The 21296-nt window shown below is 71.8% G+C and carries 18 protein-coding genes; 9 read left to right on the top strand and 9 right to left on the bottom strand.

Annotated features, from left to right (window positions below; translation table 11 throughout):
• The 5 genes from ACZOOI_RS19180 (at position 1) to ACZOOI_RS19200 (ending at position 5275) form a co-directional block, all read left to right on the top strand.
• Positions 1 to 474 (top strand): hypothetical protein, encoded by a 474-nt coding sequence (locus ACZOOI_RS19180; RefSeq protein ID WP_465277006.1) that lies wholly within the window; start codon positions 1 to 3, stop codon positions 472 to 474.
• Positions 474 to 1712, top strand: a complete 1239-nt coding sequence (locus ACZOOI_RS19185; protein ID WP_465277007.1) for a hypothetical protein — start codon at positions 474 to 476, stop codon at positions 1710 to 1712. The genes ACZOOI_RS19180 and ACZOOI_RS19185 overlap by 1 nt, the downstream gene beginning before the upstream one ends.
• Positions 1709 to 4276 carry an Hsp70 family protein gene (locus ACZOOI_RS19190; protein ID WP_465277008.1) on the top strand — a complete coding sequence of 856 codons (2568 nt, stop codon included), beginning with the start codon at positions 1709 to 1711 and terminating at the stop codon, positions 4274 to 4276. Before ACZOOI_RS19185 ends, ACZOOI_RS19190 begins: the two co-directional genes overlap by 4 nt.
• A gap of 1 nt (position 4277) precedes the next feature.
• Positions 4278 to 4688 carry a hypothetical protein gene (locus ACZOOI_RS19195; RefSeq protein WP_465277009.1) on the top strand — a complete coding sequence of 137 codons (411 nt, stop codon included), beginning with the start codon at positions 4278 to 4280 and terminating at the stop codon, positions 4686 to 4688.
• A 251-nt stretch (positions 4689 to 4939) separates the two neighbouring features.
• Positions 4940 to 5275 carry a type II toxin-antitoxin system Phd/YefM family antitoxin gene (locus ACZOOI_RS19200; RefSeq protein ID WP_465277010.1) on the top strand — a complete coding sequence of 112 codons (336 nt, stop codon included), beginning with the start codon at positions 4940 to 4942 and terminating at the stop codon, positions 5273 to 5275.
• Between the two features lie 289 nt (positions 5276 to 5564).
• Here the strand turns inward: ACZOOI_RS19200 and ACZOOI_RS19205 are convergent, their stop codons facing one another.
• The 3 genes from ACZOOI_RS19205 to ACZOOI_RS19215 form a co-directional block, all read right to left on the bottom strand.
• Entirely contained in the window at positions 5565 to 6488 is a 924-nt protein-coding gene (locus tag ACZOOI_RS19205) for a M56 family metallopeptidase (RefSeq protein ID WP_465277011.1), read from the bottom strand.
• Positions 6489 to 6492: 4 nt separating this feature from the next.
• Positions 6493 to 6876 (bottom strand): BlaI/MecI/CopY family transcriptional regulator, encoded by a 384-nt coding sequence (locus ACZOOI_RS19210; RefSeq protein ID WP_391583037.1) that lies wholly within the window; start codon positions 6874 to 6876, stop codon positions 6493 to 6495.
• Positions 6877 to 7191: 315 nt separating this feature from the next.
• Positions 7192 to 7752 carry a TetR family transcriptional regulator gene (locus ACZOOI_RS19215; RefSeq protein WP_465277012.1) on the bottom strand — a complete coding sequence of 187 codons (561 nt, stop codon included), beginning with the start codon at positions 7750 to 7752 and terminating at the stop codon, positions 7192 to 7194.
• A 191-nt stretch (positions 7753 to 7943) separates the two neighbouring features.
• Here ACZOOI_RS19215 and ACZOOI_RS19220 point away from each other — a divergent pair, with 191 nt between their 5' ends.
• The gene (locus ACZOOI_RS19220; protein WP_465277013.1) at positions 7944 to 9371 is read left to right on the top strand and encodes a DHA2 family efflux MFS transporter permease subunit; all 1428 of its coding nucleotides are present in this window, start codon (positions 7944 to 7946) and stop codon (positions 9369 to 9371) included.
• On the opposite strand, the gene ACZOOI_RS19225 is transcribed toward ACZOOI_RS19220, so the two are convergent.
• Together ACZOOI_RS19225 and ACZOOI_RS19230 are read right to left on the bottom strand one after the other, a co-directional pair.
• Entirely contained in the window at positions 9358 to 9903 is a 546-nt protein-coding gene (locus ACZOOI_RS19225) for a hypothetical protein (RefSeq protein WP_465277014.1), read from the bottom strand. The genes ACZOOI_RS19220 and ACZOOI_RS19225 overlap by 14 nt on opposite strands.
• A 601-nt stretch (positions 9904 to 10504) precedes the next feature.
• Positions 10505 to 11725: an amidohydrolase family protein gene (locus ACZOOI_RS19230; protein WP_465277015.1), complete on the bottom strand. Its 1221-nt coding sequence runs from the start codon at positions 11723 to 11725 to the stop codon at positions 10505 to 10507.
• Between the two features lie 196 nt (positions 11726 to 11921).
• Between ACZOOI_RS19230 and ACZOOI_RS19235 the strand changes: the two genes are divergently transcribed.
• On the top strand, positions 11922 to 12929 hold the full coding sequence (locus ACZOOI_RS19235; protein ID WP_465277016.1) for an acetamidase/formamidase family protein: 1008 nt from the start codon (positions 11922 to 11924) through the stop codon (positions 12927 to 12929).
• 98 nt (positions 12930 to 13027) lie between these two features.
• On the top strand, positions 13028 to 13792 hold the full coding sequence (gene nfi, locus ACZOOI_RS19240) for a deoxyribonuclease V (RefSeq protein ID WP_465277017.1): 765 nt from the start codon (positions 13028 to 13030) through the stop codon (positions 13790 to 13792).
• A 171-nt stretch (positions 13793 to 13963) separates the two neighbouring features.
• On the opposite strand, the gene ACZOOI_RS19245 is transcribed toward nfi, so the two are convergent.
• From ACZOOI_RS19245 to ACZOOI_RS19255, 3 genes are all read right to left on the bottom strand, one after another.
• Positions 13964 to 16528, bottom strand: coding sequence for an ABC transporter permease (locus tag ACZOOI_RS19245; RefSeq protein ID WP_465277018.1), 2565 nt, complete (start codon positions 16526 to 16528; stop codon positions 13964 to 13966).
• A gap of 22 nt (positions 16529 to 16550) precedes the next feature.
• Entirely contained in the window at positions 16551 to 17309 is a 759-nt protein-coding gene (locus tag ACZOOI_RS19250) for an ABC transporter ATP-binding protein (protein ID WP_391583089.1), read from the bottom strand.
• A 333-nt stretch (positions 17310 to 17642) separates the two neighbouring features.
• Positions 17643 to 18617: a helix-turn-helix transcriptional regulator gene (locus tag ACZOOI_RS19255; RefSeq protein ID WP_465277019.1), complete on the bottom strand. Its 975-nt coding sequence runs from the start codon at positions 18615 to 18617 to the stop codon at positions 17643 to 17645.
• A gap of 81 nt (positions 18618 to 18698) precedes the next feature.
• On the opposite strand from ACZOOI_RS19255, the gene ACZOOI_RS19260 reads away from it, so the two are divergent.
• Positions 18699 to 19196 carry a pyridoxamine 5'-phosphate oxidase family protein gene (locus tag ACZOOI_RS19260; RefSeq protein ID WP_465277020.1) on the top strand — a complete coding sequence of 166 codons (498 nt, stop codon included), beginning with the start codon at positions 18699 to 18701 and terminating at the stop codon, positions 19194 to 19196.
• Between the two features lie 376 nt (positions 19197 to 19572).
• On the opposite strand, the gene ACZOOI_RS19265 is transcribed toward ACZOOI_RS19260, so the two are convergent.
• A complete protein-coding gene (locus tag ACZOOI_RS19265) occupies positions 19573 to 21198 on the bottom strand; it encodes an ABC-F family ATP-binding cassette domain-containing protein (RefSeq protein ID WP_465277021.1) in 1626 nt (541 codons plus the stop codon).
• Positions 21199 to 21296 lie beyond the last annotated feature (98 nt).

Raw genomic sequence — 21296 nt, forward strand, 5'->3', positions numbered from 1 at the left:
ATGAGCAGCGCCGCGAACGAGAACGCCCGGGAGAACCCTTGGGCCTGGCAGGCGGGTCGAAATCCCTACCGGGGTACGGCCTTTCAGATCCTGGACCTGGATCCGGACCTGGCCGGCCGGGCGGCGATCAAGGCCCGGGTGCGCAAGCGCAGACAGCGGATCGCCCGCAGCGCGGACCGCTTCCCGGTGCACGGGCGGGTGCTCGGTGCGGCCGAGGTGAACGCGGCGGAGGAGACGCTGGCCGACCCGGCCGGGCGGCTGCTCGCCGAACTGCTCACCCATCGGCCCGAGCGACCCGGGCCGGATCCGGCGGAACTGGCCGAGGAGTTGGCCGAGGAGTTCGCCGAACTCGACCCGCCGGAGTCGACCGGCCCGGCCAGGATCGGCATCGATCGGCGCGTGTTCGCCGGCCTGGTGCCGGCTCCCGCGCCGCGCGAGTTCGTACCGTTGTGGACGGAAGAAGGGGCGCACTGATGGCAGCGACACCCGAGCGGGGCCCCCTCGCGGCGGACCCACCGACGGAGCCGGCGGATTTCGCGGCGGACCCGATGGCGATCACCGAGACCGAACGGCCGGTCCCCGAGCGCCCGCTCGATCCGCCGTTCGCGCTGGTGTACGACGTGGTGCGGCGTGCGGCACGCGAACGCGAGTCGGGCCGTGAGGAGATGCGCAAGCGGCTGGAGTCGACGCACGAGCGGTACATCGGCCTGGCCGCGGATGCCGCGGTCGCGCTGCACGAACTGCGCGGCAGCCTGGAGGGCGAGCCGGTGCCGACCGTGCTCGCCTCGATCGCCCGGCGGTTCGCCACCGCGCTGGACCGAGCGGGGGTGCGATTCGACGATCCGGTGGGCGAGGCGTACGCGGCGGTGGGGCGTCGCGTGGACGTCGCGCACGCGCCCGACAGCGGCGACGAGGGCGCGATGATCGTGACCAAGACGCTGCGGCCGGGTGTGCTCCTGGACGACGGCGAGGTGATCCGGCGCGCCCAGGTCGTGCTGGGCTTTGTGCCCACCCCGGCCCGGCGCGAGGGTGCGGCGCGGGCGCGCGGCGAGCGGAGCCCGGCCGGGAAGGCGTCCGGCGAGCCGGGGGAGCCGGGGGAGACGGACGGCCCGACGGCGCAGGCCGGGCCGGAGCCGACGATCGCGCCGGGTGGGTCGGCCGGCGGCGCGGAACTGCCGGACGACGGTCCCGATTCGGCGGCATCCGAGCCGGCCACGCCGCATCGCGACTCCTCGCACGGCGCGGGCAACTCGCGCGATGCCGGCGACCGGGGTGACGCGAGCCGGCCGAGCGACGCGAGCGACCGGAACGGCGCGGGCGACCCGAGCGACGCGAACGACCTGAACGACGCGAACGACGCGAACGACCCGAACGGCGCGAACGGCGCGGGTGACGCAAGCGACGCGGGCGACGCGAACGACGCGGGCGACCCGAGCGACGCGAACGACCTGAACGACGCGAACGACGCGAACGACCCGAACGACGCGAACGGCGCGGGTGACGCAAGCGACGCGGGCGACTCGAGCGACGCGGGCGACCTGAACGACCCGAACGGCGCGAACGGCGCGGGTGACGCAAGCGACGCGGGCGACGCGAACGACGCGGGCGACGCGAACGACGCGAACCACCCGAGCCACGAGAACGCCCCGAGCCCCCAGAGCCCGGCGAGCGACCCGAACGACCCGAACGACGAAGGCGGTACCACCAGATGAGCATCGTGGTCGGCATCGACCTCGGCACGACCAACTCGTGCATCGCCATACCGGCCGACGCGGAGATCCCCGGGAAGGAGGAGCTGATCGCCGCCCGCCGGTTGCGGCCGGTCGGCGACTCGCTGATCGTGGCCAATCCGGACCGCTCGCCGACCACGCCCTCGGCGGTGTGGATCGATCCGAGCGGCAGGGCGATTGTCGGCCAGCTGGCCAAGAACAAGGCCCGGCTGCCGGGTGCGCCGCCCGCGATGTTCTTCAAGCGCAACATGGGTACCGACCAGGTGGTCACCGCCGGACATGCGCGACTGACCCCGCTGGAGGCGTCCACGCACATCCTGCGCCACCTCAAGCAGGTGGCCGAGGAGACCCTGGGCGTGCCGGTCGAGCGCGCCATCGTGACCGTGCCGGCGTTCTTCGAGACCCGGGCCAAGAACGAGACCACGCGCGCGGGACAGGCGGCCGGCCTGGAGGTGGTCGAGACGCTGATCGAGCCGGTGGCCGCGGCCCTCGCCTACACCCACGAGCGGGCCCGTGAGCTGACCGAGCCGCAGACGTTCCTGGTGTACGACCTCGGCGGTGGCACGTTCGACACCTCCGTGGTCACGTGGGATCCCGAAGTGGGCTTTGAGAACCGCTCGTTCAGCGGCGACCGCTACTTGGGCGGGTTCGACTTCGACCGCCGGATCGTGTCCTGGATCGCCGCCCAACTGCCCGAGTACGACCTGGCGATCGACACCGAGAACCCGGCCGACGGGAAGGTCGAGGCGCAACTGCTCTCGGTCGCCGAGGGGGCCAAGCACGACCTGTCCCGCTATCCGGAGACCGAGATCGTCAGCCAATACTGCGAGGACCGGCGCGGCACCCCGATGAACATCGGACTGCCGATCCGCCGCGAGGAGTTCGAGGAGATGATCGCGGACCGGATCCGCGGCACGCTGGAGGACTGCGATCGGGCGCTGCTGCGGGCCGGGATGAGTGCCGCCGACCTGGACGAGATCGTCATGGTCGGCGGCTCGTCCCGGATTCCGCTGGTGGCCACGATGCTCACCGAACACTTCGGGCGCGGGCCCCGGTTGCTCAACCCCGACCTGTGCGTCGCGCTCGGCGCGGCCCTCAAGGCCGCGAACGTGCCCAGCCGCAGCGGACACCTGGAGCTGGACCGGCCCGAGGCGCTGCCGCCGGAGACCGACATCGGCGGTCGGGTGCTGGCCGGTCCGCAACTGGCCTCGCCGGCGGGCGCGCAGGTGCTGCTCGGTTCGCACGACGGGCGGGTACAGCTGGCCGAAACGGCCGATGCCGAGGGCCGATTCCTGTTCGCCGACGTGCCGTTGCGCGAGGGCGAGAACGGTTTCACCGTGCAGGTCGTGGTGAACGGGCGGGAGATCGAGGCCCGGCAACTGCTGATCGAATCCGACGGCAAGCCGCGTTCCGACGCGACCGGCGACGTGCTCGCGCACGACTTCTCGGTCGAGTTGGTGGACGGCCTGCACGTGGTGGTCCGGGCCGGGACGATGGTGCCCTACCGCACCGATTTCCGGCTGGAGACCGCGTCGCAGGGGTCCAGTCTGCGAGTCGGCCTGGTCGAGGGCCTGGTGCCGATCGGCGAGGTCTCGATCCGGGACCTGCCGACGGATGTGCCGGTCGGTTCGACGGTCGAGGTGACGCTCGAATTCGAGGCGGGCTGGAGCATCCGGGCCGAGGCACGACTGCCGCAGGTCGGCGCCGAGGGCAGCGCGGTGATCGACATCCCCCGTCGGGAGATCCCGGGCTGGCCGGAACTGGCCGAGCGGCACCGCCAGGTGCTGACCGGCTGGGCGGAGAAGCGGGACGCGATCCCGGCCGCCGACGCGATCCGAGTCGGTCCGGCGCTGGACCGGCTGCTCGCCGAGATCGCCGAACTGGTCCGGGACCGGGTGGACGCGGGCAAGACGCACCACAAGATCCTGGAGGCGGAGACGCTGGTCCAGGGCCTGCGGGTGGCCACCACGGCGGGCAGCGCGCTGAACCCCGCGATCGGCGAGTTCGAGGACAACCTTGCCTTTCTGGCCCGGCTGGCGGACCGACTGGTGGATCACGACCCGGCCGAGGCGGAGCGCTTCCGCGGCGCGATCCCGGGCCTGCGGGCGACCGGTCGGGCGGCCTACGCGGCGGGCAACAAGATGGACTGGCACCTGGCCAACGAGGCGGTGCGGGATCGGATCAACGCGGCCGAGCGCATGCTGCACGGCGGCCGCTCGCCGCAGCAGTTCACCGCCGCCGAGTTCCAGGTCGCGGTGCTTCAGGAGGTCGAGCACCTGCGCCGCTCGATCCAGGAGATGGACCAGGCCTCCGCCGGCCGGCACCGGGCCGACGCGGACGGCTACCTGCGCGAGCTGGACACCATCGCCGAGGACGCCGCCGAGGTGGACGTGCGCGACGAGGCGGCGGGCAATCGCCGGCTGGTGGAGATCTATCGAGGTCGGATCATGCCGCTGCGGGCCCGGGCGGACCGCTGGATGGAACAGATCCGGGAGGGCTCCCCGCACATCGGGCTGCGGCTCCCGAAGAGCTCCCTGGAGAAATGACATGGCGTTCGCGATCACCTGCCCCCTGTGCCGCCGCCGGATCGCCGACCTGACCGAGCGCTGCCCGGCGTGTGGCGGCGACCTGGGTGCGCTCGCGGGCCTCGTCGAGTTGGCCGACCGGCACTTCAACGACGCGGTACGCGCGGCGCGCGGCGGCCGATGGAACACCGCCGCCGAACACCTGGCGGTCACCCTCGCGCTCAACCCGGCCGACGCCGAGGCCCGCCGACTGCTCACCAAGGTGCGCTACCACCAGGACCCGAAGACCCTCCCGGACCGCCTGTGGCGCAAGGCCCGCACGCGCCTGCCGTACGGCGAACGCCTGCCGCCGGCGCTGCCGCGCGAGGCGGACCTGCGCCGCTTCCTGGAGGTGGCGGGGAGAAGGCTGGCGGCGGCACGAAAATCGGGGTGAGGGCGGGGCGGACCGGCGACCGCCTCACGACCATGCGAACACACGAATGCGCAGGGCACCCCGGACTGCTTGCCGGCAGGGTCCGGAAGACGACCCGGCCGGGCGGTCGAGCCCCTTCGGCCGAAGGCGGGGTCGATCAGCCGAGGTGGTGGCGATCGGCCTGTCCGGCGCTCGAGGACGGTAAGTCGAGCCCTACCGCCATTCGAGTGACGCAGCATGCCGTTCTTCGCATTCTGTCCTAATCTAAGTACATGAGTATGCCCATAATTCTGCCTATCGCAGAGGTTCGCAGCCGTTTCTCCGAGCTGATCTCCCTTGTCGAAAGCAGCGGTCGCCGCGTCGCGGTGACCCGCAATGGCAGGGGCGCAGTCGCACTGGTGTCACTCGGTGAGCTGGAGGCCCTGGAGGACCGCATCGAGTCCCTCGAAGAGATCCTCGCCGTGTTGCGCGAGCGTGGTGTCCTGGAGGAATTGGCTCGGACGGAAGCCGAGTTCGAGGAGGGTGAAGGCGTCACAGCCGAGCAACTCGACGCGATGTTGGCCGACCGGGCCCGCCGCGAACAACCCGGCTCGCAGGATGTGGCGTGACCTCGGCGCCCACCCCCGAGCCCCTACCGCCTCAAGCTCTCGTCGGGAGCTGCCCGTGCCTTGGCCGAGAAGATTCCCTTGGCCGAGGCATTGGCCGTCCGGGGCCTGTTGACCGGTGATCTGCTCCTGCACCCGTTCCGGTTGGGAAAACCCCTGGAGGAACCGCTGCAGGGGTACTACTCGGCTCGCGTTCACCCGTACCGCATCCTGTATCGCGTCGACCGGGTGCAGCACGTCGTATCGTCCATCGCATCGCGCATCGTTCGGACGCGTATCGCGGCTGCCGACCTCACAACATGTGGTCGGCCGTCAGGAGGATGGCGTGTAGGTCGATGGCCGCGTCCCAGGTGGCCCATGTGGAGAGCGCGGCGCCGCCGAGGGCGACCAGGGTGGCCGCGCCGGGTCGGCTCCACGGGGTGGGCCAGCGGTCGGCCGGGGTCGGCGCGAGCAGGGCGGCCACCCGGCGCGGGACCGGGCCGCCGGTCGCGGCCATCGCACCGCGCGGCGTGATGGGCCCGGCCAGCGCGGCCTTGCCCACCGCATGCGCCACGACCCGACGATCGCCCACCACGCGCGCCGCGGCCTCGTCCGCGCAGCGCTCCAGCGCGTATGCGATCGCCGTACGCATCGGCCGCAGCAGCGGATGCGCGCACATCGCCAGCGTCGCCACCAGCAGCACCCGATCGTGTCGGCCGCTCAGATGGGCCCGTTCGTGGGCCAGCAGCGCCCGTCGCTCGTCCGCGTCCAGCCGGGCCAGCATCGACGCCGAGACCACGATCCGAGGCCGGCGCCCGGGGAGCGCGAAGGCGGTCGGCGGCCCGGTGGGCAACACGGTCAACTCCGTGTCGCCGGCCGCCGCGACCCCCGCGCGCAGCACCGCGAGCGCGCGCCGCCGACGCCACGACACGACCGCCACGCACACCAGGGCCGCGGTCAACGCCGCGCTCGCCAGCGAGCCGATCACCTGGACATTGGGAATGGAGGCGCGCACCTGCGGGTCCGACCAGTGGTCGGGCAGCGGTACGCCCGGGAGTTGCGCGGTGCCCACCACGGTCAGCAGGCCCAGGCTGATGGTCGCGCACAGCGCCAGTACCGAGGTCAGCGCGGTGAGCAGGCCCACCACGCGGCGCGGCGCGAGATGGTCGACCGCGAGTCGGGCCACGGGTACCGCGGTTATCGGCAGGAGCAGCGGCAGGTAGACGATCCAGCGCACGCGACTACGACCCGCCCTCTTCCAACAACCGGCGCAGCAGCGCCTCGTCGTCGGTGGACAGGTCGGAGACGAACCGTGCGAGCACCGCCTGCCGGTCGCCCTCCTTGTCCAGCACCTGTCGCATCCGCCGCGCGGCCAGCCCGGCCTCGTCGTACATCGGCGCGTACACGTACGAGCGGCCCGACCGGGTGCGCCGGAGCACGCCCTTGTCGTGCAGGCGGGACAGGATGGTCACCACCGTCGTGTAGGCCAGCTCGCCGGACAGTTGCTCCTGGACCGCGCCCGCACCCATCGCCGTCGGCGACGTCCACAGCAGCGACAGGATCTCGGACTCCAACTCGCCGGGGCCACGCCGCGCGGGCGGTCCGCCTGCTCTGCTTTCGGTCACTTCGGCCTCCGGTGGATGGGCACAGCGCCCCGGCAGCCTAAACGGTCGTGTTCCGGGATCGGCGACACGTACCCGTTCCGGCGGCCGCGGGCGCCGGTGTGCACGCGGCCGGGGCGGGCTCGGAAGCGGGGTGGGACCGGGCTTGGGTTGGGGGGTGGGTTGGATGCGGATTCGGGTGCGGGTTGGGGTGCTGGGTGGGGTGCGGATTCGGTACCCCGGATTGGGTTGGGGTGCGGATCGGGGTGCGGATTCCGTACCCCGGATCGGATTCGGGTGCGGATCGGGGTGCGGATTCGGTACCCCGGATGGGCGTGTTCAGGCCCGGTAGCCGCGCATCAGTACGTCGAGCAGCACCTCGAAGTCCATCGGCGGATCGACCGGGAAGCGCCCGCCCTCCTCGACCGAGGTCCACCCGAGCACGGCGGCGGCGAACACGTACCAGTACTGCTGCGCGCGCTCGCGATCCGCGCCGCCGAGCATGAACGCGGCGACCGCGCCCTCCTCGATCGGCAGGTGTCCCGCGACCCGGTGCGGCCCGGTGAGCATCCGCGTGGCGAAGCCCGGGATGGCACCGAACTCGCGGCGCACCGACCGGGCCAGGTCGAGCAGCCACACCTGCCAGGTCTCGGCCGTCGGCGGCACCGCGGGCACGACCCGCTCCGCCATCCGGCTGCTGACCAGATCGAGCAGTCCCTCACGCCCGTCCACCCATCGATACAGCGCCGAGGTGGCCACGCCGAGCCGCTCGGCGAGCGCCTGCATCGTCAGCGTGTCCAGGTCCATGGCCGATGCGGCGGCCACGATCCGGTCCAGGTCCAGGCGGGCCGGCCGGCCGAGCCGGGGCGTGCGGAGCGCGGGTCTCGGGGCCTCTGACATGCGTCAAGCCTAGCCGGCGGGCGTGTGTCGGTAGGCGCGACGGTACGCCCGGGAGGCGTCGGGTCGCCGGGGGTCTGCCGGTCGGGGTGCTTAGTGAAAGGGCTTCACAAATGACTTAGGGGAGCCTAATCTTTTGCTTCGTCGGCGGCCATCCGGCTGCCTCGATCCGCCAGCGGGCGAAGGAGTACCCCATGCGCACACCCGAGAGAGTTCTGCTCGGCTTGTCCTGTCTGGCCGTGTTCATCGTGATCCTGGACGCCACGATCGTGGCCGTCGCGCTCCCCGAGATCCGGGACGACCTGGACTTCTCCGACTCGGCGCTGCCGTGGGTGGTGAACGCGTACACGCTCGCCTTCTCCGGCTTCCTGCTGATCGGCGGTCGGTGTGCGGACTTCTTCGGCACCCGGCGGATGATGTTGGCCGGCCTGGCCCTGTTCACTCTCGCCAGCCTCGTCTGCGGTCTCGCGGACGGACCCGGGACGCTGCTCGCGGCCCGCGCCGTACAGGGTCTGGGCGGCGCGCTGCTGATGCCGACCACGTTGACGCTGCTTCAGCACACCTTCCCGGACGGGCCGCGGCGGACCCGGGCGCTGACGGTGTGGAGCATGGTCGGCGCGGTGGGCGGCGGCGCGGGCACCGTACTCGGCGGGGTGCTCACCGATTTTCTGAACTGGCGCTGGGTGTTCCTGGTCAACGTCCCGCTGGGCGTGCTCGCGCTGTCGGTCGCGTGGCGGGTGCTGCCGGTCCGGCCGCGGGCCGGGCGGCGCGGGCGGATCGACCTGGTCGGTGCGCTGCTTGCGACCGGCGGTCTGACCCTGGCGGTCTACGGGACGATGGAGTCGGTGCCGAAGGGCTGGTCGGCGCCGGAGGTCTGGGGCTCGGTCGCCGGCGGCCTCGCGCTGTTCGCCGTCTTCCTGATCCACCAGTGGCGTTGGGCCCGGGAGCCGCTGGTCCCGTTGGGCATCTTCCGGGCCCGCTCGGTGTCCGGCGCCAATGTCGTGATGCTCCTGATGGGCCTCGGCTTCTTCGCCAGTCCGGTGCTGCTGTCGCTCTACTTGCAAGGCGTGCACCACTACTCGCCGCTGGAGGCGGGTCTGGCCTTCCTGCCGATCGCCGGCACGCTGATGATCGGCGCACGTGGGGCCGGCGCGTTGATGGCCGGACACGGCACCCGGCGGATCACCGTCGGCGGGGCGGCGATCGCGGCGGTGGGCTTCCTGTGGCTGGCCCTGGGGATGGGCGAACACGCCTCGTACTGGCCGACGGTCGGCCTGCCGGGCGCCCTGTTCGGGCTCGGCATCGGAGCCTGCTTCACGCCGATCGCGCAATCGGCCACGGCCGGCGTGCCGCGCGAGAGCGCCGGACTCGCCTCGGGCGTGCTCAACACCACCCGGCAGGTGAGCGGCGCGGTCGGGCTCGCCGTACTGAGCACGATCGCGGCCGAGGCCACCGGGGCGCGGCCGACACCGGCGCATCTCGCCCACGGGTACGCGGTGGCCTTCGCCGTGGCGGCGGGCTGTGCGGGCGCGGCGGCGGTGGCGGCGGCGTTGGCGATGGTGCGGGACCGGCCGCGGGCTGCCTCCGCCGGGCCGGTGCGGACCGGCGTCAGGCCGCGGTGACCAGCGGACGACGAGGATCCTCGACCGGAGCGCTCCCGGTCGACGCGGCCTCGGCCGGCGCGGCGGCGCGGTCCACCCGGAGCGCACAGCCCTCCGCACGCAGCGCGTCGACCAGGACGTCGTGCCGCCGACCACGCCCGCGGGCCGAGTCGGCGTCGGCCGGAAGCAGTACGGCCACCCGCCGCTCGGGCAGCCCGCGGACGAAGGTCGCCAGTGCCTCGACGAGCCGATCGTGCTCGTCGTACACCACGCTCAGCGGCGCATCCACGCCGGACGCATCCCACGCGGCCACCAGGGCATCCCGAGCAGCCTGTTCGCCGGCCCGGGTGACGTGTACGGCGATCGCCCGACCGGCCGTTCTGCGCGCGGTGCACAACGCGGCGACGGCGGCGGCGTCCATCCGGGCGATCGGCACCACGACGGCCTGCGGACCGCCCTCGACCCGGCGTGCGTCGGCCCGGTGGATCGAGGCGATGCGGCGGATTCCGGTGACCCGGCGGATAGCGGTGACCCGGCGGATAGCGGCGAACATGGCGGCCTCCCTTCGACCACCTCCAAGCCTCACCCCGAACCCGGCCGCCCGGGGCACTCGTTGACGCGCTCTTGGCGTTCGGGACACCGATCCGAGCGCGTTCCTTACCCGGATCAGGCCGACCCGACGACCGTGGCACCCGGCACGTATGGGCTCAGCGACCAGGTGTCGTCATCGGCCCACACCACGTGCTCGACGACCGCGACCCGGTGCTCGTCTGCTTCGCAGCCGCGGTCTGCCGCTCGCTCCGCGATGGGGTGCTGGTCCGCTACGCGGCCGTTGGGGGGTGGGCCGTGCGTGTTTGTGGGGCTGGTTGGTCGCTTGGTCGCTTGGTCGCTTAGTTGCTTGGTGGTGCGGGTGGTGGGTTGCTCGTCTGCTTCGCAGCCGCGGCTGCCGCTCGCTCCGCGATGGGGTGCTGGTCCGCTACGCGGCCGTTGGGGTTGGGCCATGGGCGTTTGTGGGGCCGGGTGGTTGCTTGGTGGTGGGTGGGTTGCTCGTTTGCTTCGCGGCTGCGGTTTGCTGCTCGCTCCGGGATGGGGTGCCCGTCCGCTACGGCAGTTTTTGGGTGGTTTGTGGGTGGGGTGGTCGGGGGTGGTCGGGGCTATGCGGCCGTTGGTATGGGGGGTCGGGTTGGCTGGGTGGGCTTGGTGGGGGATGGGCTTTGGTTGAGGTGGGGGGTGGGGGTGCGGCCGTTGTGGGTGATTACTCGGCCGGCGCGGAGGGTGATTCGGTTCGGTGGGCGGGTTTGCAGGGCTTCGGCGAGGGAGCCGGCCCGGACCGCGAACAGGTCGGCTGCGGCGCCTGGTTCGAGGCCACCGGGTTCCAGGCCCAGGACGGTTCGGGCGTGGCCGGCCACCGCGGCCCAGGCCTGGGTGGGCGGTAGGCCGGTGGCGGCGGCTGTGGCCAGGGGGTCGGCCAGGCCCATGGGATGCCCCGCGTTGCGCAGGTGGTCGCCGCCGGCTGCGACGGTGACGCCCGCCGCGATCAGTTCGCGGATCGGCAGGCCGCAGCCGCGCTCGGAGGGCAGTGCCACGACCCGCATGCCGGAGGCGGCGATCGTCTCGCCGACCCGTCCGAGGGCGGACGGGGCGAGGCGGTTCAGGCCGGCCAGGTGACCGGCCGTCACCGGGCGGTCGAAGCCCGACGCGCGCAGCAGTCGGGCCAGGTCGCCGACGGCGAGCAGCCGCGGGTCGAAGCCGTCGTCCAGGTGCAGGTCCAGGCCCACCCCGGCGCGGTCCGCGAGGCGCAACAATCGGCGGATCTCCTGGCGGCAATCCGGTGCGAACCTCGGCTGTCCGCCGATCACGCCCGCGCCCGCACTCACCGCGTCCATGATGGTGCGGTCGCTCGTTCCCGGCACCGGGACGGCGACGATTTGCAGGTCGAGCACACGGTGGAACTCGGCGCGCAGTTCGGCCATCACCTCGACCGCGCGCAGGGGCGTACGGCCCTCGCCGACGTCCAGGTGCGTTCGCACGGCGGTCGCCCCGTGTCCGGCCAGCGTGCGCAACGCCTCGCGGGAGCGTCGCCGCAGGTCGCCGAGGCGGTAGCGGGTGGGCCGGACCAGCCAGGATCGCCACGCGCCGTCGCGTCCGTCCGGGTCGGAGCCCACCGGCTCCCAGGTCAGCGCGCGATCGAGGTGTACGTGCGGCTCGGCAGGTGCCGGCAGCAGCAGGTAGCCGGTCAGGTCCAACCCGGCGCCGGCTCCTCGGGAGAGTCGGCCCGGCTCGCGCAGCAGGCCGATCCGGCCGTTGCGCAAGACCACGTCGCGCGTACGCCCATCCGGCAGGGTGGCGCCGAACAAGGTGATCCTGTCGCTCATCGCTACCCCCTGAGACTCCGTCCGCGCGGGCCGGCCGGCGCGGACCTCGTACCGCGTTCGTGCCGCCCGGCCCCACTGTGGCCGGGGGCTGTTGCGGTGGCGTTTCGGCATCGTTACGGACCACCCTTCGTGGGCGAAACGGGTACGTAACGCGACCGACGCCGACCGGCAACGGTGAAGCCGTACAACCGTCCCCATGACCATCACCGAGGCGCCCCCCGTCGCCGTACCGGGCCCCCGGCGCCGCCGGCAGCACCTGCCGTCCCGGCCCGGCACCGTGCTGTGGGGTTGGCTGCCCGGTGCTCGGGATCGCCCCGTGCTGCTCGCCGCCTCGGGCGAGACGTTGACCGTGGACACGGTGTCGCACGAGGGGCTGCTCGGCGAACAGGGCCGTGACCCGGTGGCGTTCTTCGGCCGGCACCACATCCCGGCCGAGCGTGTGCCGGAGGACCACCGTGCGTTGGCCGCATCCGACGTCGCGCACGATCCGGTCGTGGACGGCCCGCACGTGATCACCGGTCCGATCTCGGTGGCCGGCGCGCGTCCGGGCGACGTACTCGCGGTGCACCTGCTCGATCTGGTCCCGCGCACCTCCTACGGCGTATTGACCGAGCGGCACGGGCGGGGCCGCGGCACCCCGCCGGTCACCGTGTGCCCGATCCGGGACGGCTTCGCCCGGATCCCCACCGCGGCCGGCGACCTGGCGCTGCGGCTGCGGCCGAGCCTGGCGGTGCTCGGGGTGGCCACCCCAGACGGCCTGCGCCGGCTGTCCACCCGGGTGGGGTCGCACGGCGGCAACCTCGACCTGCCGATCCTGGGCGCGGGCACCACCCTCCACCTGCCGGTGCAGACCGCCGGTGCCCTGCTCCACCTCGGCGGCCCGCGCCTGGCGCACGGCCACGGCGCGGCGCTGGAGGGGCCGCTTCGGGTCACCCTGCGCGTCGAGGTGATCTCGTATGAGGCGGCCCGCACGCGATTCGGCAACCCCCGCCGTCCGTTCGCGACCACGGCGGACGCGCTGATCCCGCTGGGCATCGCCGCCGATCCGGCCCTCGCGCTGCGCCAGTGCGCCGCCCAGGGCGAGGAGCTCCTGGTCGCCGGCCACGGCCTGACCCGCGATCAGGCCCGCACCTACCTGGGCGCCACCGCCGTATTCGGTACCGGCCGCACCGGCGCGCACGCCCGGGTACCGCTGCCGGGGTAGCGGGGCCTTCCCGGCCACGAACCGGCTCGCCACGCGGACGGCGCCGATCGGCGTTATCGAGCGGCTTCGCGAAAACGCTCGGGCGGTAGCGTTCCGGGATGAGCACTTCTTCCGCGACCGGGGCGACCGGGGCGACGGACGCCACCGAGGCGACCGAGCCCTGGCCCCGGACGGTTGCCGAGGCGTTGGCCGTGCAGGATCGGTTGCGGCCGTCGGTGGACACCGTCGGGCCCGGACCGGGGCCGGCGCAGGTGCGACTCGTGGCCGGGCTGGATGTGGCCTACGCCGAGGACTCGGACGAACTGGCCGCCGCCGTCGTGGTGTTGGACGCCCGCACGCATGCGGTGGTGGAGCGGTCCGTCGTGCACGGCGTGGCGACATTTCCGTATGTGCCCGGGCTGTTCGCCTTCCGAGAGGTTCCGGCGTTGTCGGCCGCGCTCGAACAGCTCGACACCGCACCGGATCTGCTGGTCTGCGACGGGCAGGGGCTGGCCCATCCGCGCCGGTTCGGGCTGGCCTGCCACCTCGGCGTGCTGACCGGGCTGCCGACCGTCGGGGTCGGGAAGACGCCCTTCGTCGGCGCGTACGAGACGCTGGGGGACAAGCGCGGGGATGCGGCCGACCTCGTGCACGAAGGGGACGTGGTGGGGCGCGCGTTGCGCACCCGCGATGCGATCAAGCCGGTGTTCGTGTCGATCGGCCACGGCGTCGACCTGGACACGGCCTGCGCACACGTGCTGGCCCTCACCCCGCGCTACCGCCTCCCGGAAACCACCCGCCAGGCCGACCAGGTCTGCCGCCGGGCCCTGAAGACCCGTCGGGAAAGCGCACTGAAGGCCGATCGGGAAACCCCTCGGCCGTAGTTGTAGCCATCCCGAACGGCGGGCCGATCCGCGCCCCGGCCTTCTCGCGTGGCACGCGAAAGAGCCCCCGAACCACCTGCGCAAGGTGGTTCGGGGGCTCTTCGATCACCGGCTCCCCAAGGGGGGAGGATGGGGAGCCGGCTGCTTCATGGGTGGATCACCCGGTGCGGATCAGTCCGTCGCGATCGCTCGCAGGACGTTCATCCGCGCCGCCCGGAAGGCCGGCATCACGGCGGCCAGCAGGCCGACCACCGCTGCGGCGATCACGATGCCGATGACCGTGCCCCACGGGATCTCCAGGACGTCCAGGCCCTGCTTGGCCAGCAGACGCTGGGCCCCGATGCCCCACGCCATGCCGAGCGCGAGCCCGACCAGGGCGCCGAACACCGCGATCACCATGGACTCCAGGCGGATCATCCGGCGGATCTGCCGGCGCGAGGCGCCGATCGCCCGCATCAGGCCGATCTCCCTGGTGCGCTCGACCACCGACAGCGCCAGCGTGTTGATCACGCCGAGGATCGAGATGATGATCGCCAGGCCGAGCAGACCGTAGATCAGGTACAGGAACGTGTCGATCTGCTTGCCGATCAGTTCCTTGTAGTCGCTCTGGTCGCGGGCCTTGACCTGCGGGAAGGGATCGAGCGACGCCTTGAGCGCGGCGCCGACCTTCTTCTCGTCCTGACCACTGGCCGCGTTGATGCTCACGCTCTGGTACTGCACGTTCGGGACGAACTTCTTCATGATCGTGTTCGGGATCACGAGGGTGTCGCCCATACCGATGACATCGTCGGACTTCTTGCGGATCGCGCCGACCTCGACCGTGGTCTTCTGCCCGTTCGGGAAGGCGAGTTCGATCTTGCCGCCGATGCCGAGGTGGTGATCCTTGGCGAAGTCCTCGCCGATGGCCGCCTTGCCCGCCGAGATGGCCGCGTCGCCGCTGCCCTGGAGGTAGGTGGTCCTGACCGTGCCGTCCAAGCCCGGGTCCGAGCCGAGGACGAAGTCCTTCTTGGACTTGCCGTCCGCGGTGATCGTCGCGTTGCTCAGGGTCGAGGCGACCACTTCGCCGATGCCGGGCGTCTTCCGCACCGCTTGGACGATGGGCTCGGGGAAGGTACCGGTCAGCGACTGGACGGTGTAGTCGGCGCCCAGGGACTTGTCGATCTGCTTGTCGAAGGAGGCCGACATCGACGAGGCCGCGACCGCCATACCGCTGACGAGGGCGACGCCGATCATGATCGCCGACGCGGTGGCGCCGGTACGACGCGGGTTGCGCAGTGCGTTCTCCCGGCTGAGCCGGCCCATCGAGCCGAACAGCTTCGGGTACCAGGAGGCCAGCGCCGGGACCACCGTGCGAGCCAGGAGCGGCGCCAGCACGATGAAGCCGAGCAGCGTGAACAGCACGCCCAGGCCGAGGAGTCCGCCGCCCTGTCCGCCGTTCTCCGCGGTGGCCCCCGCGACCAGCGCGAGCGCCCCCAGGCCGAACAGCACCGCGCCGATGATCGAGCGGGTCTTGATCGACTTCTGCGGCGGCGCACCGGCCTCGCGCAGGGCCGCCATCGGAGCGACCTTGCCCGCGCGGCGAGCCGGGACGTACGCGGCGATCACGGTGACGATCACGCCGACCAGGTAGGCCACGATCGGGGTGGAGGTCTTGATCACCAGGGACGTGCCCTTGAGGTTGATCCCGACCGCGCTGATCAACGCCTTGAGTCCGACGGCCAGACCGAGGCCGGCCAGCAGGCCGAGCGTCGAGCCGACCACGCCCAGCAGGACCGCCTCCAGCAGCACCGAGCGGTTCACGTCCGCCCGGCTCGCGCCGATCGCCCGCATCAGGCCCAACTCGCGGGTGCGCTGGGCGACCAGCATCGAGAAGGTGTTGAAGATCAGGAAGATGCCGACCAGCACGGCGACACCGGCGAAGCCGAGCATCGCGTACTTCATCACGTTCAGGAAGCTGCCGAGTTGGTCGTTGGCGTCCTTGGCGGACTCCGCGGCCGTCTGGACCTCGAAGGTCTTCGGGTCGTTGAGCAGCTGCTGCACGCGTTGCTTGAGGTCCTGGTCGCTGACCCCGTTCGCGGCGGACACCGACACCGAGGTGACGACGTTCGGGTCGCCGAGCAGTCGCTGCGAGGCGGCCGCGTCGTCGAACGAGATCAGGGCCGCGCCGGGGTTGGTGGTGGTGAAGGTGACGATGCCGCTGACCTTGACCGGGAAGTCGCCGTTCGGTGCGATCACCCGCAGCTCGTCACCGATCTTGACGTGCTTCTTCTTCGCCGTGTCGGCGTCGATCAGCACCTCGGCCGGGCCCTTGGGCGCGGCACCGCTGGTGATCTTGACCGGCGTGCGGTCGGTCTCGAACCAGTTCGTGGCGATGGTCGGGGCACCCGAGGACGGGCCGACCGACTTGTTGTTCTTGTCGACCACGGTGAGCGATTCGAGGTTGACGTCGCCGTGCGCCTCCTTGACCCCGTCGACCTTGGCGATCTTCTCGATCACCGATCGCGGGAGTGTGGGCGTCTCGCCGGTGAGCGCGAGGTCGTCCTTGTCGAACTCGGACTTGGGCTTGACCGAGACGTCCGACGCCGTGGATTTGAACAGGTCGTCGAAGGTCTTGGTGATCGTGTCGGTGAATACCAGGGTGCCGGAGACGAACGCGACCGACAGCAGCACTGCCAGGGCGGACAGCACCATTCGCCCCTTGTGGGCGAGGAAGCTGCGGAACGTGGCTTTCAACATGGTGGGGGACTCTCCGCCTGTTTCAGCTGGTCCGGGCGCCGTCGAAGCGCTTCATGCGCTCCAGGACGGCGTCGGACGTGGGACGCAGCATCTCGTCGACGATTCGACCGTCTGCCAGGAACAGGACCCGGTCCGCGTAGGACGCCGCGTTCGGGTCGTGGGTGACCATCACGATGGTCTGACCGAGCTCGTTGACACTGCGCCGCAGGAAGGCCAACACCTCGGCGCCGGAACGCGAGTCGAGGTTGCCGGTCGGCTCGTCACCGAAGATGATCTCCGGCCGACTGGCCAGCGCGCGGGCGCACGCGACACGCTGCTGCTGACCACCGGAGAGCTCGCTCGGGCGGTGCTTGAGCCGGTCGCGCAGGCCGACGGTCTCGATCACGGTGTCCAGCCAGGCCTTGTCCGGCTTGCGGCCCGCGATGTCCATCGGCAGCGTGATGTTCTCCAGTGCGGTCAGCGTCGGGAGCAGGTTGAACGCCTGGAAGATGAAGCCGATGTTGTCGCGACGGAGCTTGGTGAGCGCCTTGTCCTTCAGGCCGGTGATCTCCGTGTCGCCGATCCAGCTCTGGCCGCTGCTCACCGAGTCGAGACCGGCGAGGCAGTGCATCAGGGTGGACTTGCCGGAGCCGGAGGGGCCCATGATCGCGGTGAACTGACCGCGGCCGATCTGGACGTCCACGCTGTCGAGAGCGACGACCCGGGTCTCGCCTTCGCCGTACGCCTTGGTGAGCTGCTGCGCGCGGGCGGCGATCGTGCCCCTGGAGTCCGCGTCGGTCATGGCAGCCGTGGCCGTAGTCACGAGTCTGTCCCCCAGTTGAGGTGGTAATGGTGGCGCGCTCCGCGTTTTGCAGTGCACAGGATCACCGTAGGGGGGATGAGGGCCCGGCGAATCCTCTCGAAGGACAGACCCGCTCGTCCTACGCAGGGAGGACCCCGAGTACGCCGATCGACCCTTGCCCCTAGGGGAGGCCCGTACCGGTGAGGTACGTCTCGAAGCGGAGTGAAGGATTCGTCACACTGCGTCCACCTCGGTTGTACCAACGATCCGCATCCGGACCGGGGTTCCCGAAATGTCGCGACCGGCCTCGGCGCCCCCCGGGCGGGGGTGCCGTCAGTCTTGCGAGGGACCCTCCGCGGGCCTGTGGTTGGCGACGATCGCGGCGCCGATCTCGGCCAGGGCGCGGCGTAGGCTCGGCGGGGACACGGCCTCCATGTGCGCACCCAGCGCGACCAGTTGGCCCACTGCGACCTCCTCGGACTCGGTGTGCAGTCGCAGTTCGCGCCAACCGGCGGGATCCGGCGGCCCGACCGAGGCGAGCGCGTCCGCGGCGACCACCGGGCCGAAGACCCGCGGCAGTTGGCGCAACCCGAACGGTGACACCCGGATCACACAGGCCGACCGCATCAGCGAGCGGGCGAAATCGTCGTTGCTGTGCGTCCACCACGCGCCGAGGTCGAAGCCGTCGGGTCGGTCGAAGCGCTCCGGCCGGGCGCTCGCGGCCACCACACGGGACACCCGATAGCTGCGGATGTCGGAGCGGTGGCGGGCGACCAGATACCAGACGCCGGCCTTCAGGACGAGGCCGAGCGGGTCGAGCCGGCGGGTCACCTCGCGGTCGCGGCGCGCGTAGCGCAGGTCGAGTCGGCGACCGGTCCACACCGCACTCGCGACCTCGGTCAGGCACGGGACGTCCTCGTCGTGCTGGAACCAGCCCGGCGCGTCCAGGTGGAAGCGCTGCCGGACCCGACCCGCGCGGGTGCGCAGGTCGGCGGGCAGCGTGGCCATCACCTTGGTCTGCGCCGCGACGAGCACGGTGTCCAGGCCCAACGCATCCGCGGCGTGCGGCGCGCCGGACAGGAACAGCGCGGCGGCCTCGTCGCCGGTGAGCCCGTCCAGCCTGGTCCGCCACCCCTCGACCAGCCGGATCCCGCCGCGCGGCCCGGTCTCGGTCCACAGCGGTACGCCGGAGCTCTGGAGCGCGGCGACGTCGCGGTAGACGGTGCGGACCGACACCTCCAGCTCGGTTGCCAGCTCGGCGGCGGTGGCCCCGCCGGGGCGGTTCTGGAGGTGGAGGAGGAGAGCCACCAGTCGACCGGATCGCATGAATCGAAACTAGCCCGGAATCCTTGCCAACGGTTGTCAGGGATGGTGAGGCAGGATCTGCGTATGACGAGTTGGGCGGAGTTCGAGAAGGCCGAGCCGGAGTTCGCGGCGACGGTGCGGGAGCGGTTCGGGATGTACAAACACCACGTGCTGGGCACGGTGCGGCGGGACGGCGCGCCTCGGCTGAGCGGGCTGGAGGTGGACTTCCGGTTCGAGCAGATGTGGCTCGGCATGATGCCGGGTTCGTTGAAGGCGCGGGATCTGCTGCGCGACCCACGGTTCTCGATCTTCGCGAATCCGGGGGAGGGCGCGGAGATGGAGCACGGGGACGTGCGGGTGAGCGGGCGGGCGGTGGAGGTCGTGGACGAAGCGGTCAAGGGTGGGTATGCGGCCGAGACGAGTCCGCCGGAGCCGTTTCATTTGTTTCGGGTGGAGCTGGAAGAGGTGAGTCGGATAGGGGTCGAGGGGGAGGAGATGGTCATTCGGGTCTGGCGGCCGGGGGCGCCGGTACGCACGATTCGGCGGGGCAACGATGGGGCGCCTGCGCGCGAGGAGGGTTGAGGCGCGTTTGGCCTCATGCGCCGGCCGGGCTGGGTTCGCCTCATGCGCCGGCGGGGCTGTTGGCCTCATGCGCCGGCCGGGCTGAGTGCCCTCAAGCGCCGGGCGGGCTGGATTTTTGCCGGCGGTGGGCGAGGAGTTGGCTCAGGTGGCCTCAAGCGCCGGCGGGGCTGTTGGCCTCATGCGCCGGCCGGGCTGAGTGGCCTCAAGCGCCGGGCGGGCTGGATTTTTGCCGGCGGTGGGCGAGGAGTTGGCTCAGGTGGCCTCAAGCGCCGGCCGGGCTATTTGGCCTCATGCGCCGGCCGGGCTGGGTGGCCTCAAGCGCCGGCCGGGGTGGGTTTGGGGTGGCGGGCGCTTGAGGCGTGGGTGGGGCTGGGGGTCAGGTGGGGGGAGTGAGGCCCTGGCCTCGGTGGAGGTGGAGGGTTCGGGTGATGGCGATGTTGGTGAGGAAGGGGCGGTCGTGGGTGGCTACCAGGAGGGCTCCTCGGTAGGCGTTGACGGCCTGTTCGAGTTGGTGGACCGAGGCCAGGTCCAGGTTGTTGGTGGGCTCGTCGAGGATCAGTAGGTGTGGCGGCGGGTCGGCGGACAGGAGTGCGGCCAGGACCGCGCGGAAACGTTCGCCGCCGGAGAGGGTGCCCACCGGTTGTTCGGAGCGGTTGCCCCTGAACAGGAAGTGGGCCAGCCGGCCGCGCAGTTCCGCGTCCGACGCCGAAGGCGCGAAGCGGCGCACGTTGGCCAGGACACTTTCGTCCTCGTCCAGTACGTCCAGCCGCTGGGGCAGATGCCGCACCCCCTCGACGTCGATTCGCACGGTGCCCTCGGCCGGTTGCTCCGCGCCGGTGAGCAGCCGAAGCAGCGTGGTCTTGCCCGAGCCGTTGTCGCCGGTCAGCGCGATGCGTTCGGGGCCGCGCACGATCAGGTCCAGGCCGTCCGGGCCGTACAGGCCGTCCGCGGTGTTCAGGCCCTCGGCGACGAGCACCGTGCGCCCGGCGGGCACCTCGGTCTCCGGCAGCTCGATCCGGATCTCCTTGTCCTCGCGTACCGCGTCCTTCGCCTCGGACAACCGCGTGCGGGCATCGTCGAGTCGGCCCTCGTGGGTGCCCCTGAGCTTGCCCGCGGAGACCTCGGCGGCCCGCTTGAGGTTGCCCGCGACGATCCGGGGCACGCCGCCTTCCAACTGGGCCTTGCGGCCGGTCCGGACCCGGCGGGCCAGTCTTACCTGGGCCTCGGCCAGTTCCCGCTTCTGTTTGCGCAGGTCGGTCTGTGCGGTGCGGACCAGTCGCTCGGCGGTCGCGCGTTCCTGTTCCAGGACCTCCAGATAGGCGCTGAGATTTCCGCCGTGGGTGCGGGCCCGGTCCGGGAGCAATTCGACGATCCGGTCCACCAGGTCGAGCAGGACCCGGTCGTGGCTGACCACCAGGAGCACGCCCGGATAGCCGCGCACCGCGTCGTACAGCCGCTCGCGCGCGGACGCGTCGAGGTTGTTGGTCGGCTCGTCCAGGAGCAGTACGTTGGGACGGCGCAGCAACAACGCGGCCAGCCCGAGCAGTACCGACTCGCCGCCGGACAGCGTGCCGACCGTGCGGTCGAGGTCGACGTGCGGCAGCCCGAGCCGGTCCAGTTGTGCCCGGGCGCGTTCCTCGACGTCCCAGTCGTCGCCGACCGCGTCGAAGTGCCGTACGTCCGCGTCGCCGGCCTCGATCGCCAACAGTGCGGCGCGCGTTTCGGCGATGCCCAGTACGTCGTCGACGCGCCGGGCCGCGTCGAGCGGGAGGTGCTGCGGCAGGTAGCCGAGGTCGCTGCCGACGGTGATCGACCCGGATGTGGGCCGCAGGACGCCGGCGATCAGTTTGAGCAGGGTCGACTTGCCCGCGCCGTTCGCCCCGACCAGGCCGGTGCGGCCGTTGCCGATGGCGAGATCGAGGCCGGTGCAGACGGGGGTTCCGTCCGGCCAGGCGAAGGACAGGTCGGAACAGACGATCGCGGGGGTGGTCGGAAAAGACATGGGGCGGCTCCCTGGGACACGTGGTGAACGGATCGCGTGGGACACCGCGCGGCGGGATCGGGAGGGGCCGGACATGAAGAAGTCGTCCGGGACGGCCA

It is taken from the genome of Embleya sp. L77, from assembly GCF_055557415.1.

What these genes read in the sequence shown, in the direction of transcription:
- ACZOOI_RS19215 (WP_465277012.1), bottom strand. Translation starts at nt 7,752, where the DNA reads ATGTCAGAGGCCCCGAGACCCGCGCTCCGCACGCCCCGGCTCGGCCGG.
- ACZOOI_RS19250 (WP_391583089.1), bottom strand. Translation starts at nt 17,309, where the DNA reads ATGACCGACGCGGACTCCAGGGGCACGATCGCCGCCCGCGCGCAGCAG.
- nfi (WP_465277017.1), top strand. Translation starts at nt 13,028, where the DNA reads ATGAGCACTTCTTCCGCGACCGGGGCGACCGGGGCGACGGACGCCACC.
- ACZOOI_RS19195 (WP_465277009.1), top strand. Translation starts at nt 4,278, where the DNA reads ATGGCGTTCGCGATCACCTGCCCCCTGTGCCGCCGCCGGATCGCCGAC.
- ACZOOI_RS19260 (WP_465277020.1), top strand. Translation starts at nt 18,699, where the DNA reads ATGACGAGTTGGGCGGAGTTCGAGAAGGCCGAGCCGGAGTTCGCGGCG.
- ACZOOI_RS19245 (WP_465277018.1), bottom strand. Translation starts at nt 16,528, where the DNA reads ATGTTGAAAGCCACGTTCCGCAGCTTCCTCGCCCACAAGGGGCGAATG.
- ACZOOI_RS19230 (WP_465277015.1), bottom strand. Translation starts at nt 11,725, where the DNA reads ATGAGCGACAGGATCACCTTGTTCGGCGCCACCCTGCCGGATGGGCGT.
- ACZOOI_RS19190 (WP_465277008.1), top strand. Translation starts at nt 1,709, where the DNA reads ATGAGCATCGTGGTCGGCATCGACCTCGGCACGACCAACTCGTGCATC.
- ACZOOI_RS19185 (WP_465277007.1), top strand. Translation starts at nt 474, where the DNA reads ATGGCAGCGACACCCGAGCGGGGCCCCCTCGCGGCGGACCCACCGACG.
- ACZOOI_RS19180 (WP_465277006.1), top strand. Translation starts at nt 1, where the DNA reads ATGAGCAGCGCCGCGAACGAGAACGCCCGGGAGAACCCTTGGGCCTGG.
- ACZOOI_RS19220 (WP_465277013.1), top strand. Translation starts at nt 7,944, where the DNA reads ATGCGCACACCCGAGAGAGTTCTGCTCGGCTTGTCCTGTCTGGCCGTG.
- ACZOOI_RS19235 (WP_465277016.1), top strand. Translation starts at nt 11,922, where the DNA reads ATGACCATCACCGAGGCGCCCCCCGTCGCCGTACCGGGCCCCCGGCGC.
- ACZOOI_RS19200 (WP_465277010.1), top strand. Translation starts at nt 4,940, where the DNA reads ATGAGTATGCCCATAATTCTGCCTATCGCAGAGGTTCGCAGCCGTTTC.
- ACZOOI_RS19265 (WP_465277021.1), bottom strand. Translation starts at nt 21,198, where the DNA reads ATGTCTTTTCCGACCACCCCCGCGATCGTCTGTTCCGACCTGTCCTTC.
- ACZOOI_RS19225 (WP_465277014.1), bottom strand. Translation starts at nt 9,903, where the DNA reads ATGTTCGCCGCTATCCGCCGGGTCACCGCTATCCGCCGGGTCACCGGA.